At 48.9% G+C, this 15,114-nt stretch carries 13 protein-coding genes and 1 pseudogene; 7 read left to right on the top strand and 7 right to left on the bottom strand.

Annotated elements, in window-relative coordinates; translation table 11 throughout:
• From AC6R1O_RS04420 to AC6R1O_RS04410, 3 genes and pseudogenes are all read left to right on the top strand, one after another.
• Positions 1-247 (top strand): annotated as a pseudogene (locus AC6R1O_RS04420) (thiamine ABC transporter permease); the annotation flags it as partial.
• A complete protein-coding gene (locus AC6R1O_RS04415; RefSeq protein WP_500632483.1) occupies positions 213-851 on the top strand; it encodes an ATP-binding cassette domain-containing protein in 639 nt (212 codons plus the stop codon). The pseudogene AC6R1O_RS04420 and the gene AC6R1O_RS04415, both read left to right, overlap by 35 nt.
• 2 nt (positions 852-853) lie before the next feature.
• Positions 854-1,468 (top strand): CDP-alcohol phosphatidyltransferase family protein, encoded by a 615-nt coding sequence (locus tag AC6R1O_RS04410; RefSeq protein ID WP_500632484.1) that lies wholly within the window; start codon positions 854-856, stop codon positions 1,466-1,468.
• 97 nt (positions 1,469-1,565) lie between these two features.
• Here AC6R1O_RS04410 and AC6R1O_RS04405 read toward each other — a convergent pair whose 3' ends face one another.
• The 3 genes from AC6R1O_RS04405 to AC6R1O_RS04395 all read right to left on the bottom strand — a co-directional run bounded on the left by AC6R1O_RS04405 (position 1,566) and on the right by AC6R1O_RS04395 (position 4,754).
• A complete protein-coding gene (locus tag AC6R1O_RS04405) occupies positions 1,566-2,450 on the bottom strand; it encodes a class I SAM-dependent methyltransferase (RefSeq protein WP_500632491.1) in 885 nt (294 codons plus the stop codon).
• A gap of 76 nt (positions 2,451-2,526) precedes the next feature.
• Positions 2,527-3,219, bottom strand: coding sequence for a TIGR01621 family pseudouridine synthase (locus AC6R1O_RS04400; protein ID WP_500632485.1), 693 nt, complete (start codon positions 3,217-3,219; stop codon positions 2,527-2,529).
• Between the two features lie 107 nt (positions 3,220-3,326).
• Entirely contained in the window at positions 3,327-4,754 is a 1,428-nt protein-coding gene (locus AC6R1O_RS04395; RefSeq protein WP_500631601.1) for a sodium-dependent transporter, read from the bottom strand.
• A 422-nt stretch (positions 4,755-5,176) separates the two neighbouring features.
• Here AC6R1O_RS04395 and cls point away from each other — a divergent pair, with 422 nt between their 5' ends.
• Both cls and AC6R1O_RS04385 read left to right on the top strand, forming a co-directional pair.
• Positions 5,177-6,631: a cardiolipin synthase gene (gene cls, locus AC6R1O_RS04390; protein ID WP_500646184.1), complete on the top strand. Its 1,455-nt coding sequence runs from the start codon at positions 5,177-5,179 to the stop codon at positions 6,629-6,631.
• Positions 6,632-6,708: 77 nt separating this feature from the next.
• Positions 6,709-7,911, top strand: a complete 1,203-nt coding sequence (locus AC6R1O_RS04385) for a cystathionine beta-lyase (protein ID WP_500632608.1) — start codon at positions 6,709-6,711, stop codon at positions 7,909-7,911.
• Between the two features lie 87 nt (positions 7,912-7,998).
• On the opposite strand, the gene AC6R1O_RS04380 is transcribed toward AC6R1O_RS04385, so the two are convergent.
• The 4 genes from AC6R1O_RS04380 to AC6R1O_RS04365 form a co-directional block, all read right to left on the bottom strand.
• Positions 7,999-8,760: an iron ABC transporter ATP-binding protein gene (locus tag AC6R1O_RS04380; RefSeq protein WP_487902069.1), complete on the bottom strand. Its 762-nt coding sequence runs from the start codon at positions 8,758-8,760 to the stop codon at positions 7,999-8,001.
• Between the two features lie 10 nt (positions 8,761-8,770).
• Entirely contained in the window at positions 8,771-9,721 is a 951-nt protein-coding gene (locus tag AC6R1O_RS04375) for an iron chelate uptake ABC transporter family permease subunit (protein ID WP_500632609.1), read from the bottom strand.
• Positions 9,714-10,670 (bottom strand): ABC transporter permease, encoded by a 957-nt coding sequence (locus AC6R1O_RS04370; RefSeq protein WP_500631605.1) that lies wholly within the window; start codon positions 10,668-10,670, stop codon positions 9,714-9,716. The genes AC6R1O_RS04375 and AC6R1O_RS04370 overlap by 8 nt, the downstream gene beginning before the upstream one ends.
• Before the next feature lie 69 nt (positions 10,671-10,739).
• Positions 10,740-11,648: a siderophore ABC transporter substrate-binding protein gene (locus AC6R1O_RS04365; protein ID WP_500631695.1), complete on the bottom strand. Its 909-nt coding sequence runs from the start codon at positions 11,646-11,648 to the stop codon at positions 10,740-10,742.
• 270 nt (positions 11,649-11,918) lie between these two features.
• Between AC6R1O_RS04365 and AC6R1O_RS04360 the strand changes: the two genes are divergently transcribed.
• Both AC6R1O_RS04360 and AC6R1O_RS04355 read left to right on the top strand, forming a co-directional pair.
• Positions 11,919-12,884 carry a LysR family transcriptional regulator gene (locus AC6R1O_RS04360; protein ID WP_500632610.1) on the top strand — a complete coding sequence of 322 codons (966 nt, stop codon included), beginning with the start codon at positions 11,919-11,921 and terminating at the stop codon, positions 12,882-12,884.
• A 141-nt stretch (positions 12,885-13,025) separates the two neighbouring features.
• A complete protein-coding gene (locus tag AC6R1O_RS04355; RefSeq protein ID WP_500632611.1) occupies positions 13,026-15,008 on the top strand; it encodes a TonB-dependent receptor domain-containing protein in 1,983 nt (660 codons plus the stop codon).
• The last annotated feature ends 106 nt before the right edge of the window (positions 15,009-15,114 follow it).

The following is a 15,114-nucleotide window of genomic DNA, read 5'->3' as shown; positions in this document are numbered from 1 at the left end:
GACGATCACCACCGAAGCTGTGGCACTTTCCAGTGGCTTTGATCGCCGTGTCACCGCCATTTACGCAATCTGGCAAGCCTTACTACCCTTTGTCTTTTTTAGTGGTGCCTTGCTGTTGAGCCGCGCTGTCACCCGGAGAACAACACGCCGAGTATCAGAAAGCGCCGTAAGCGCCACTATCACATCCAATGCTGTAAAGGAAGATTCCACTCATGACGCTCTATCTCAAAAACCTCGCCATCCATAATCGACAAGGAGAGGCACTACTGCATGACCTTGATTTAACGATAGAAAATGGTGAAGTCGTCTGTGTCATGGGCCCTAGCGGCTGTGGAAAGTCGACACTACTGAATTTGATTGCGGGTCACCTCAGTGATGACTTTCAGGCGCAAGGAGAGATCATTCTTGATGAGCGAGAGATCAATCAGGTTGAGGCCCACCAGCGAGAAGTAGGGATTTTATTTCAAGATGATCTCTTGTTTCCTCACCTTAATGTTTGGCAAAACCTCGCCTTTGCTCTGCCCAATCAAATTAAAGGTCAGCAACGAAAAAAAGACGCACTGCAAGCCCTTCAGAGTGTCGGCTTGGACGCGTTAGCGAACCAATATCCTGAGCATATTTCTGGTGGTCAGCGTGCTCGTGTCAGCCTGATCCGCATGTTGCTGGCCAAGCCTAAATTGGCGCTACTTGATGAGCCGTTTAGCAAACTCGATCAACAACTCAGAGTCCAGTTTCGTGACTGGGTCTTTTCACAGCTAAGCAAAGCGCGCATCCCCACGCTACTGGTCACCCACGATGAACAAGATGTGCCGCCAGAGGGACGTATTTTGCATTGGCGTTGGGGGAAATAATCATGCTCGATAGAGTGAGTATTCGCGTGATACGCACACCGCTAACCCTTGCGGCTAAGGGATTGGATAAGCTTGGTGTAACGGCCAACCAAACCACACTATGTGGATTTTTACTTGGCGTTTTGGCTTTGCCAGCGCTGATCGTTTCTCGCTACGACTTGGCACTGTTTTTCATCGTCCTCAATCGACTCTGTGATGGCTTAGATGGCGCGCTGGCACGTAGACAAGGGATCACCGATGCGGGTGGATTTTTAGACATCAGCCTCGATTTTCTGTTCTACTCTTTAGTGCCATTTGGTTTTGTATTGGCCAACCCAGAACAGAACGCCGTTGCGGGAGCGTTTTTGATTTTCTCATTCATCGGCACCGGCTCAAGTTTTCTCGCCTTCGCCGTTTTGGCAAGTAAACGAGGTATTGAGAACCCGATCTACTCTCACAAGTCGCTCTACTACATGAGTGGGTTAACGGAAGGTACAGAGACCATCGCCTGTTTTATTCTGTTCTGCCTATTACCTGAACACTTCGCCCTGATAGCCTATGTGTTTGGCGCAGCATGCTGGTTTACCACCTTCACACGGATTTATTCTGGCTTCCATACACTGAAGTCAGCGCCATAAAGCAGGCATCTTGAAGTCATCAACTTACTGCGAACCCTCGCTTGAAAATCAGGGCTTCAATGACCGTTCGATAGCTCTATTATTCGATAACTAGGCGTTAGCGAAAACGCAGTACTTTCAGCGCGGCCTCATCGTCGACATCGGCAAATTCAGGCGGGTTCGCTAGGCGCTCAACAAACGATAGTTGCGGCGCCTCACTTTGCATACCATCAATAAGGAATTGGCTTGTGACTTGCGGTGAGTTGACACACGCCAGCACCTCACCGTCTTGCGCCAATAAATCGGGCAAGCGACGCAAGATCTTTTGGTAATCTTTCGTCAGTGCGAAACTGCCTTTTTGAAACGAAGGTGGATCGATAATCACTAAATCAAACGGACCACTTTTCTTGATTTTTCCCCACGATTTGAAGATGTCATGGGCCAAGAACTTCACTTGATTGAGATTGTGGCCATTGAGTCTATGGTTATCTCGTCCTTTGCTCAATGACGCCTTAGCCATATCGACGTTGACCACGTGATCGGCGCCGCCTTCTATAGCGGCGACGGAGAAGCCACAGGTATAAGCAAACAAGTTAAGCACGTTTTTATGGCGCGCGTTCGCTTTGACCCAATCCCGGCCAAAGCGCATATCGAGAAACAACCCGAAGTTTTGATTTCGACCAATATCGAGCTGATACTTCAGTCCAGATTCCACCACCACAGGGTGACGGTCTAACTCACCGAACAACACTTCCGTAGGCGCACCTTCACTGTATCGGTGTTGAATCACCACTGAACGCCCGCATTTTTCACGCCAAATATCGCGCTCGGCCATGGCGATAAGCGCCGCTTTAAGTGCCTGCAAACTCTCGTCGCTGACAGGTTTAAACAGGTTCACCATCAACTGACCATTGACCCAATCACAGGTGATTTGCTCTAGCCCTTCATACTGACGTCCGCGACCGTGAAATAGACGTCGAACTTCATCGCTCGCCTCTGACATCGCATGGGTCAACTGTGTGATCAATGATTCAATGGGCAGTAATTGCATAGGTCGTTATCCGTTATTTGATTAGCCGTTATTTAATGGTTGGCCAGTTGAGTGTCCAAGGCGTAAGCCAAGCGTCGATAGTTTGTGATACTGGTGCCTCACGCCATTTATTCCCCAGCGTCTCGTGCTCGCGTGGGTCACAGACAAACTGGTAGCGCTCACCTTGATAGTCAAAGCCGAGCGCAAACGCGTGTAAGTAGCCTCTATCGGCTTGGGAGCTGGCATTATAGATTGGATCACCCACAATGGCCGAGCCAATAGATTTTAGCGCTACCCGAATCTGATGAGTTTTTCCAGTATGTGGCTTACACAAAAACAGACGCTCGCCAGGCATCGCCGCGGCAGAGAAAAACTGTGTCAGCGCTGGGTTACACTGTGTATTGATTAACTTCCAACTTGCTCGGCGCGATCGCGTCATGTCACCACTGATCAATCCCTGCTTCTTTTTTGGTTTTTTGCTGCCGATTGCCAGATAAAACTTACTCACCGTTCGTTTCGCAAACAGCGCTGATAGCTCACTCGCGGCCTGACTGTTTCTACCTAGAAGCAATAACCCGGAGGTCATCTTGTCAAGGCGATGGATAAGATAGAGTTTGTCATCCCCCGAGAGACTCGCGATAGCTTGCAGAAGCAGCGTATCACCGTCGTCTTTGTGTACGGAGACACCGGGGTGTTTGTTGATGATAAGAAAGTCTGGGTGAGTGTGTAGAATATCAAACATAGACGGGCCTTTACTTGGAAAGGCGAGTATACCGATTTGAGGCGAAAGCGAAATAGCAAAAAACCTCCCAGAGGGAGGTTTTTGTTTATCAGGTCAACGCTTAGCGATTACAACTTCTTAGAGAAGATACCCGCCAATGCGATGATACCGATACCCAGCAGCATGATTTCGCCTTTACCGCTATCAAAACCAGATTTGATACCCATGAAGGCAACAATCGCGATAGCAACAGGGATAACGAATTTCACTAGGTTGTACCATAGACCGAATAGTGGGAAAGACACTTCGCCATCGTTGGTGATTTCTTTCTTCAGGTCGTCACGGTTCAGTCTCCAGCCTGCGAAGATACAGATCAACATACCACCCACTGCTAGGAAGATTTTATCCGTTAGTAGATCGAAGATGTCAAACGCACCGGTATCAAACAGTGTAGGACCGACGCCACCAAGAGAAAGCGATGCAATGATGCATAGTGTCGCCATTACAGCGCCTGAACCAATTACCGCTGTTGAACGCTTCAGACCTTTTTCATCGATAAGGTAAGACACAACCACTTCAAGTAGAGAAACGGAAGAAGTCAAAGCCGCCACTGTTAGACCAATGAAGAACGCCAGAGCAAGCAATAGACCTACGACACCACCCATTTCAGCAAACAGTTGAGGTACAACCACAAATACTAGACCTGGGCCCGCTGCTGGCTCCATACCGAAAGCAAACATTGCTGGGAACATGGCGATACCGGCAAGGATAGCAACACCGGTGTCCATCGCAGTAACGATAGCCGTGTTCTGTACTAGATTCTCTTTCTTCTTCAAATAAGAGCCGTACGTCAGCATTGCACCCATACCCAAGCTGAGCGAGAAGAACGCTTGACCTAGTGCTGCAAGTACTACGTTGCTGTCAACTTTCGAGAAATCAGGGCTAAATAGGAACTCAAGACCCGCTGTCGCGCCTGGTAGCATAAGGCCACGCACCGAAACCACGATGAGGATTAAGAAAAGCAACGGCATAAGAATTTTGCCTGCTTTTTCGATACCACCAGAGATACCTTTGATAACGATCATGATGTTTAGGAAAAGGTAAACCGCCATCCAAAGGAGAGGCTGAACAGGATCAGAGATGAAACCACCAAAGCTGCTGCCAATCGCGTCCGGTGTGCTCAGTAGACCACCACCGACTTTAAACACGTATGCTAACGCCCAACCACCAACGACTGGGTAGAAGCCCATGATCAATAGACCACTGAACACACCCAATACGCCGGTAAAGGCCCAGCGACGGTCTGTTGACTTGAACGCGCCAACCGCAGAAAGACCCGTCTTACGACCGATCGCAAATTCTGTCAGCATGACGCTGAAACCGATAACAATAACGAACACTAGGTAAATCGCAACGAACGCGCCGCCGCCGCTTTCCCCAGCAGTGTAAGGAAACTTCCAGATGTTACCCAAACCAACAGCAGAACCTGCTGCGGCCATGATGAAGCCTAATTTAGACCCCCACGTATCACGGGCTGATGAACTTGATGTAGCCACGGTTACTCCATTAAAACTTGATTGATGTTGTGTATGCTTCTGTTAGGCGTCTTTAAAAGTTATGTGTATATTATTTTTTACACTTTTAAGAATTTAGAGTGACGCTAACGTTGTGGTAAGTAAACCAGTTTACCAGTAAAATTGGAAGCCCTGCCAAGTACAAATTACCAACATATTTGTAACTTGCGCAGTTAAATGCTGCTTTTTTGACCTAGCGCGCATGCTTGTGTCTTCGTTTTACAATTCTCTAACACAATCGTTCTGTTTCGCTATACGAAACCAGTCTGGTATATAAGCCGTTCTCTACCCTATTACACATTCATAAATGTTATGCATTTGTGTCCATAGCAAACTTTCAAACGCTTGTTGGAAAACGGGGCTCGAAGTAAGATGGACAAGCTATTGCAGTCTTAGGTTAATTGATGGATAAATTTTACCAGTTCCTCACCCTCGCGGGGATCGTACTCTATTGGATACTTGTTGCTGGCGTCACGCTTCGTGTCGTCCATAAACGGCGCGCTGTCAGCGTATCGTTAGCATGGTTGATGATCATTTATATTCTTCCCGTGGTGGGCGTTGGGTGCTATTTCTTGTTTGGCGAACTTAACTTAGGTAGAAAACGCGCCGAACGGGCGAAAGAGATGCTCGCTCCCTTTGCAACTTGGTTCTCAAAACTCAATGATTGCCATGCACACTCCCCTGAGATGTTTGGCCGCCACATCACCCGCATTGACGAACTGTGCAATAATCGCCTCGGTTTGCCCGCCTTATCAGGCAACTCATTATCTCTGCAGAGTTCACCCAATGAGATATTGCGCTCCATCATAGAGGATATCGAACACGCTCAATCGAGCATTCGAATGGTGTTTTACATTTGGCACCCCGGTGGGCTCGCCGACTCTGTCGCCTCTGCCCTTATTCGCGCGGCAAAGCGAGGCGTAAATGTCAAAGTGTTGCTCGATTCCGCAGGCAGCCCGCGCTTTTTTAGCAGTGATTGGCACACCATGATGAAACAAGCAGGCGTCGAGGTGGTTCAGGCGCTCGAAGTGAGCCCGTGGCGTATTTTTCTGCGTCGCCTCGATTTGCGCCAACATCGCAAGATCATCGTTATTGATGAAAAAGTGGCGTATACCGGTTCGATGAATCTGGTCGATCCTGCCCATTTCAAACAAGATTCCGGTGTCGGTCAGTGGATCGACATCATGATCCGCATCACTGGCCCCACCGTCAATGTCCTCTCTGCCATCCATTGCTGGGATTGGGAAGTGGAAACCGGCCAGCGCAGCTTACCCTCCATTCCAGAATGCCGAATAGATGACAGGCAGACCCAGCACCCTGTGCAAGTGGTCCCTTCTGGTCCCGGGATGCCTGAGCATTTGATCTCCCAAGTTTTAACCTTGGCGATCAATCAAGCCAACCAATCCGTGCGCATTACGACGCCTTACTTCGTCCCGAGCGCCGATTTGTTGGAAACCTTGAAGATGACCGCTCAGCGAGGCGTCAAAGTAGAACTCATCATTCCACACAAAAATGACTCACTGATGGTGCAGTGGGCATCTCGCGGCTTCTACGCTGAATTGATGCAAGCGGGTGTGTCGATTTTTGAGTTCTATGGGGGGTTATTGCACACCAAATCGGTCGTGATCGACGAGCAGTTCTGTTTGGTTGGCACCGTCAATATGGACATGCGCAGCTTATGGCTTAACTTCGAGTTGACCCTTGCCATCGATGACGTGGCGTTTACTAAAGAGATGTATTGGTTACAGCAAAGCTACATCGAGAGTGCCTATAAGGTGGAGTTAGAGCAGTGGAACGAGCGCTCTCTCTATTCCCGCTTCTTAGAGCGTATCTTCTACTTGTTTAACCCACTGTTATAAGGCTTGATCATTGCCGCTCGCCATGTTTTAAATAGAGGTTCGTTTCATTGGCAACGCAGCAAAGACAAGGACTTAAGATGTCAGAGGGCAAACAAACAAAATTCGTCACCGCAGGTCGTGACAAAAAATGGACCAACGGCGTGGTCAACCCACCCGTGCAACGCGCCTCAACCGTGGTGTTCGACACCGTTGCGGAAAAACATCACGCCATGGTCAACCGCGCGAACAAAACCCTCTTCTATGGTCGTCGTGGTACTCACACCCATTTTGCCTTTCAAGATGCGATGGTCGAGATTGAAGGTGGCGCAGGGTGTGCGCTGTTCCCCTGCGGTACGGCCGCCATCTCCAACGCGATTCTCTCTTTTGTCGAGACTGGCGATCATATTCTTATGGTGGATACCTGTTACGAACCGACACGTGATTTCTGTAACACCATCATGAAGAAGATGGGCGTCTCGACGACCTACTTTGACCCTATGATTGGCGAAGAGATCGAATCACTTATCCAACCTAACACCAAAGTGCTATTTCTCGAGTCTCCAGGCTCAATCACCATGGAAGTGCAGGATGTCCCGACGCTCGCCGAAATTGCGCATAAACACGATATCATTGTGATGCTCGACAACACTTGGTCAGCGGGCGTCCACTTCTCACCGTTTGAACATGGGGTCGACATTTCGATTCAGGCGGCAACCAAATACATCGTTGGTCACTCGGACGTCATGCTAGGTACCGCGGTGGCAAATGAAAAGTACTGGGATCAGTTACGTGAGCAAAGCTATTTGATGGGGCAATGTGTCTCGCCGGATGATGCTTATCTAGGTCTGCGCGGCATTCGCACGCTGGATGTGAGACTAAAACAGCATGCGCAGAACAGTCTGAAAGTCGCCCAGTGGCTGGCCAATCGTCCAGAAGTGGATCACGTTCGCCACCCTGCGCTCGATACCTGTCCGGGTCATGAGTTTTTTGCCCGTGACTTTACCGGCGGCAACGGGTTGTTTTCCTTTGTACTCAAAACCAGTTACCCAAGAGCCACCACCGCCCTACTCGATGGAATGACGCATTTCAGTATGGGCTACTCATGGGGTGGATTTGAAAGTTTGATTTTAGCCAACGAGCCAAAGAGTTTTAACAGTTTACGCACGGTAGCCAACCCGAACTTCACTGGCACCTTGATTCGTGTCCACATTGGTCTTGAAGACGTTGACGATCTGTTGGCCGATCTGGAGGCGGGTTTTCAGCGCTACAATGCTCTCATTGCCGAAAAAGCGGCTCAGTGACAAATACCAAGCAGCCAATATGACAAAAGCGCCACGAAGGCGCTTTTGTTTTATGGATGATGCAGCGAGAGTGATTCACTAAAAGTGTCATCCTTGATAATACATACAAATACGATTGCCATCGACTTCACGAATCGTGAAAGGCAGCTCGTAAATATCACTTAATACCGACTCTTGAATCACTTCCTGCGTTGGGCCGCTTTTCACCACATGCCCCTTTTTCATCGCAATAATGTTATCCGAATAGCAGGAAGCGAAATTGATATCGTGAATCACAATCACAATCGCTTTGTTATTTTTATGCGCGAGACGCTTCAATGACTGCATCATATCGACCGAGTGTTTGATGTCGAGGTTGTTCAGTGGCTCGTCTAAAAATACGTAGTCGGTATCTTGAGCAACGACCATAGCGATAAACGCCATCTGACGTTGCCCGCCTGACAGCTGATCGATAAAACGATCTTGAATATCAGTGATCTCCAATTGCGCCAACGCATCGTCAATGACCGACTGATCCGCTTTGGTCAACCGTCCTTGTGAGTAGGGGAAACGGCCAAAGGCGACCAACTCACGCACCGTAAATCGCATATTAATGTTGTTGGATTGGCGCAGCACCGCAAGATGCTTAGCAAGCTCTTGGGTTTCCCATTGATTGAGTGGCTTGTCGCCAATCACAACCGTTCCAGCATCACTGTCGGTCAAGCGGCTCGCCATAGCAAGCAGCGTACTTTTTCCCGCTCCATTTGGGCCGATAATGCTCGTCACCTCCCCGAGAGGGAACAAAGCATCAGCATTGTTGACCACATACTGTTCGTCGTATTGTTTACTTAATCCACGGATGGTAATCATTTTGCTCGCCTTAACTGAGTTTTTCTCTGCTCAACAACATTAAGAAATAGGCACCACCGACAAAGTTGATGATGACACTAATCGTGGTTTGAAAATCTAATAGGTTCTCAACCATCCACTGCCCACCTACCAACATGACAATCGACAGCAAACTGGCACCAACCAGTAACACTCGATGCTGATAGGCGCGAAACAACTCGCGCGTCAGTGCCACCACTATCAGACCAAAAAACAGCACCGGACCGACCAACACTGTGGAAATGGAAACCAAAATGGTGATGGCAAACATCACCCTCATCGTCAGCTTTTGGGTATCGACACCGAGACTTTTCGCGTTCGCCTCTCCAAGCCAAAAAACGTCCAACTGTGGAGAGAGATAAAAGAGGTACGCCGCGCTCAAAGAGAGAGGCAACAGACTCCAGTAGACCAAGTCACCGTTGATGTTATTGAAACTCGCGAACATAGACCCCTGAATCATGATAAATTCATCGGGATCGACAATCATAGTGAAGAAGCCGGTGACGCTGCTAAATAGACTGCTCAACACCACGCCAATCAGCAGCAAGGTAAACAGGTTTCGCTGCGCCTTTTTGAAGTAAAAGCCAAACAGCGTCATGGCGAGCAACAACATAATCGACGTGGAGAGCAAAAAGTTGATGCCGCTGTTCACCACCCACACACTCATACTGCCCAACGTCACCACCAGCAAGACCTGAATCATCACATACAACGAGTCGAAGCCGAGAATACTGGGGGTGAGGATTCGATTGTTGGTGATGGTCTGAAACACCAAAGACGACGAGGCAATCGCCACCGCCGCAATCACAATCGCCAGCACTTTAGGGATGCGACGCGACAAGAAAAACTGATAGTTGTCGACGGTCAGCCCTTTCCCCAAAAAGTAACCGATAAACAGCAGTGACAAGGCCGCCAGCAACGCCATTTTTACGCCATTACGCATTGCTCTTATCCCTTAGAATCAGTGTCACGAAAATGGCCCCGCCTAGGATGCTGATGATCATCGAAATCGGTACCTCATAAGGGAAAATGATCACTCGTCCTAGCACATCACAGATCAGCACAAGCAACACCCCCCAATACGCTGTCCAGGGGAGATTGCGGCGCATGTTATCGCCCATAAACAGTGACACCACATTAGGCACAATCAAACCTAGAAAGGGAATCACGCCGACGATCATCACCACAGAAGAGGACAACACCGCCACCAGCAGTACGCCCACAGTGACGATTCGTTGATAGTTGAGACCGATATTTCTCGCAAAGCTCTCCCCAATGCTCGCCGCGCTAAACCGACTCGCGTAGAGGTAGGCCAAGATCGACGTCGGGACAGCAAGATAAAGCACTTCATAATTGCCTTTGAGAACGGACGCGAAATTGGCCACTGTCCATGAGCCTAGGGTTTGCACCAAATCGTATTTGTAAGCAATAAAGGTGGTCATAGAGGAGACGACATTGCCGTACATGATCCCAATCAATGGCACCAGCATAGCGTTCTTAAATTTCAGCTTTTGAATAAAACGGACAAAGATCAGCGTTCCAAGCAGAGCAAAACTCATAATGATGGTGAGATGCAGCCAGCTTTGCGCCTCGGAGAACAGCACTAGTCCGATAATGTAGCCGAGCATAGCGCAGTCAACCGTCCCCGTGGTCGACGGGGCAGCAAAGCGGTTTTGAACAATCTGCTGCATGATCAAGCCCGCCACACTAAGCCCTGCGCCCGCAAGCCCTATCGCCAACAGCCTTGGCAGCCGACTGGTCACAATGATGTCGAGCGTGTGACTGTCACCAACCATCAGAGACGACAAATTGATCGTCGCCACACCCACAAATAAAGAAGCAATACTCAGTGTGCACAAACCAAGTATTGCGAAGAGAATTTTGTTATTCATTACATAAAGTAGACGGATGGCCGACACCATCCGTCGCTGTCTCAAGGATAAAATTTAAACGTCAGAGGCTCAGTGGAACACTTTTTCGACGTCGGCCACCATGGTTTGCGTTGAGTGGTATCCCCCTGCGGTCAAGTACCACGCAGCAGGGTCCAAAAACACAATGCGGTCATGCTGGGCGGCGGGTGTGTTGTTGACCAAAGCATTATCAAACAGCTGTTTAGAGACATTATTGCCCGCGCCAATCGCCTGCTGTCTATCAAGGATAAACATTACATCCGGTTTGGCGTCAGCGATGTATTCAAAGGAGATCAAGTTGCCGTGTGTCGCAGCGACGGTCTCAACATTTTTGCTTTCGTTGGTATGGAAACCAAACTCGTCATACACAATCGAGAAACGACTTTGATGACCAAACATAGAAATGCGATTGCCATTGTTCATCACGGTCAACGCGCTGAACTCACCAGACTGCGCTTTCTTCGCGACGGCATCAAACTGCGCTTGCACGTCTGCGATCATCTGCTCAACACGCTCGGATTGACCAAACACATCCCCCATCACACGCCAGTGATGCTGCGTCGTTGTCCAGTAATCCGCACTGTCAATTTGGTACATATAGGTCGGCGCGATGTCAGACAAAGCAGAGTACATTTCCGCTTGGCGCCCTTCAGCAATGATCAAATCCGGTTTCGCCATGTAAATGGCTTCAAAATTGGGTTCTTTCAAACTGCCCAGCGACGCATATTGCTCCGCTTGATATTGACTAAGGTGCTCTGGGATCAGTTGCTTCACCACACCCACCACTTCAACATTCAACTCATCGAGCAAATCCAACGCGCCGTAACTAAGCACTACCACGCGTTTGGGCTGACCTTCAATCTCAATGCTACCCAAATTGTGTTCGATTGTTTTCGCACTTGTCCATGTACTTGCCAGCGCAACTGCACAACCCAATACGATGTTCCAAGAAAATACCATGTTTAAAGAAAAAGCCTTAAGCCTTGCCATACGGAGGTTCCACCTTTACCTAACCACACTCAATGACAGGATGTATCACTGAGGATTCACGACATCACCACGTTTAAGGTGTTGTTCCATCTTCAAATATTGAATCATTCTTCTCACCAATAGTTGGCAGCTAAAAGGCTATATCGCAAATGGTAACAAGAATGATTCTTGATTATGATTGAGAATATCAGCTAATATCAATCCGTCAATAGGATAGTTTCCATACTGGTTATGCAGAAAATGAATTTAGATAAGGTTGACTTAAACTTGCTGGTGATTTTGAAACACCTGCTGGAGGAAAAACACGTCTCCAATACCGCACTGACCCTCCATATGAGCCAACCCAGCGTCAGCCGCGCATTGAACAAATTGCGCGTACTGTTTAACGATGAGTTACTGGTTCGCACGTCCCAAGGCTACGAACTTACCTCCAAAGCGACTCAGTTGCAGCAAGAGCTTGACGGGTTACTCCAGCGACTAGAACGCTTTGTCAATGGCGGACAATTTATCCCACACGAGTCGGAACAAACGGTGCGGTTTTTCGGATTGGTTCCGCAAATCAACTGGTTACTGCCACCGATTCTACGTCGTATTCGCCGCTTAGCGCCGAATCTGATTGTCGATTTGGATACGGTGCCAAAACGTCATTTTGATGCGCTCAATGAAGGTAACGTCCATTTTGTTCTTTCAACCATCGAACCGAGCAACAGCGAGCAAAACCTGTATCGCATGTTCATCCGTTCCCGTGATTTCCGACTGCTGATGAGCGAAGATCATGAATTGGCGAAGCGCCCTATCACAGTGGATGACCTTCGCCACGCCCATTTCGGTCAAATATCCATCCAGGGTGGTAAAACACTCTCCATCGAGCCCCGATTTAGAGAGCTGGGCTTACTGGCCAAAAACGAAAAACTCTCTACACCAGTGATGTTGACCAACTTTAACGCTGCCGCCAATGTCGCTCAGGAAACGGATCTGATCTTTCATCTTCCGACCCCGTTCGCCGAGGAGGTCGCGGCCGGTAAGCGCTTAGTGACTCGAGAAGTGCCCGATGCCATCAAGTCCTCATACCAAAACATCTACTTGTATTGGCACAAGCGCTACCACTTGGATCCCATGTGTGTCTGGGTACGTGACCTATTTCGTGAGCACTATCATCACGAGCAAAAAAACGTCGCTAGGCGGCATGACGAGCAAGCGAAATAGAATAAAAAACGCACAGGTTATTCATTAGTTGAATAACGAGCATGTAAAAATCGTATGAAACTTTGATTGCACTTTATCACTCATGCATATGTAATGCGAACCATTCTCATTGGTAATTACATTAAGGATAAAGTGCATTCCATGAATCGTTTCACGTTAACCCCCATCGCTCTGCTTGTCGCGTCTTCTCTCCCTACTTTTGCGGCCAGTGGCGAAGAAACGGAAAAATTTGATGAACAAATGGTGATCACTGCCACGCGCACCGAAACCACGCTGGCGAAAGCGCCCGCTTCAGTCTCGGTGATCACCCAAGAGCAAATCATCGCCGAACCTTCTCTCGCATTGAATGATTTGGTTCAGTACGTCGCTGGCGTCGAGAGCCAAATGGACGGTGGGCGCGCAGGCCGTAAAAAGATCTCAATTCGTGGTATGGACACCAAGTTCACCATGATCCTGCTTAACGGCAGAAAACTCAGCTCTTCTAACGCTATTTTCCGAGGTAACGACTTCGATTTAGCGACCATTCCTAAAGAGAGCATTGAAAGAATTGAAGTGATACGTGGACCTATGTCTGCACTGTATGGCTCAGAGGCCCTTGGCGGCGTCATCAATGTCATCACTAAGCAACCAACTAACGACTGGCAATCTCAAATCAACACCGATTATGCCTACCGAGATGATGACAAGGGCAGCGAATACAGTGTTGGCTTTAACACCTCGGGGGCTTTGATTGACGACGAACTTTATCTCGCGTTGTCCATCAATAAAAGCGGCCGTGACGCTTACCACGCTTTCGATGGCACCGCTTCCGGCCGCAGTGGCGAGTATGATCGTGCAGATGCAACAACACTAGAAGAGCGTGAAACCTTGGCCATGAGCGGTAACCTTCAATGGTACATCAACCCCAATCATGACCTCGCTTTCGATTTCGCATTCAATGATGACGATCGTCAAGGCGTGATTGAATCTACCTCGGGATTAACCGAATCAGACGCGACCATCAAGCGCGACATGCAAGCACTCACCTACAATGGCGCCTTCAGCTGGGGTGATGCTCAGCTTAGGTACAACCGTGATTCCGTCACCAGTGAAGACGCGGCCGATACGGATACGGCGGTCAACGATGTCATTGAGACCAATCAACAGCTTTACGGTCACGCTACGACCTTTATCGCCAACCACACCCTAACCATGGGCGGCGAATGGAGCTACGCCGAACTCGATAATCCTGAAAGTTTGACGGTCACCGGTAAAGCAGACGCGCACGAACAAGCGCTCTTCGTGCAAGACCAATGGGCGCTTGGTGACGCATACACCCTCACATACGGCACTCGCTTGGACTTTCATGAAAGCTATGGCAGTCACTGGAGCCCACGTGCTTACTTAGTCAATACCGTCACCGACAAATTGACCCTTAAAGGGGGTGTGGGCTCAGCGTTTAACGCGCCTTCGCTATTGCAAACTTCATCGGAAAACATCATCAATAGCTGTAAGGGCAGTTGCCAAATCAGTGGTAACCCGAACTTGAAGCCAGAAACCAGCGTCAGCTATGAGGTTTCCGCGATTTATAATGAGCAAGATTGGGGCGTCGAAGCGAGTGTATTTAGAAATGATATTAAGAACCTGATTGATCGAGATCTGTCCGATGGCAGTGAAGTCGGCACGGGCCCCGATGGCCAACCGATTTACACCTACTGGAACATCAATAAAGCGATGACTCAGGGGATTGAGTTGTCTGGCCACATTAATCTCACTGAAAGCTTGGAACTGAACGCCGCCTACACCTATCTCGATACTGAAAACAAAGAGACCGGTGAAACCTTGGAGAACCGACCTAAGCACAAAGCCAACGCTCGACTTACTTGGTACGCGACCGACTGGTTGGATACCTTTGCTCGTGTGAATTACATTGGCGATACCACTCTGAGCGTGAGCGATGACATCACACGCCCAGCGGTGACCACCGTCGATTTAGGTATGAATTATCACTTCCAGCAAGAGTGGCGCCTCCGAGCTGGCGTGCGTAACCTCACCGACGAACAATATGATGATTTAGACGTGACGCAGCGCGGTTATAGCGTCGACCCTCGCTCTTGGTACGTGGGACTGACGGCAAACTTCTGATCCCTTGAGTGATCGTTTTGAGTGATTGTTGCTAGCTCGAATTGCATACCAAAGTTTCATCGTGCAGAGCAACAAGCGAAACGTTAAAAGTATACCGATACGATAA

It is taken from the genome of Vibrio sp. R11-SG3-ISO3-SZ (assembly GCF_059834345.1).
The sequence above is the reverse complement of the archived record's forward strand: the minus strand, read 5'-3'. Positions and strand labels throughout refer to the sequence as shown.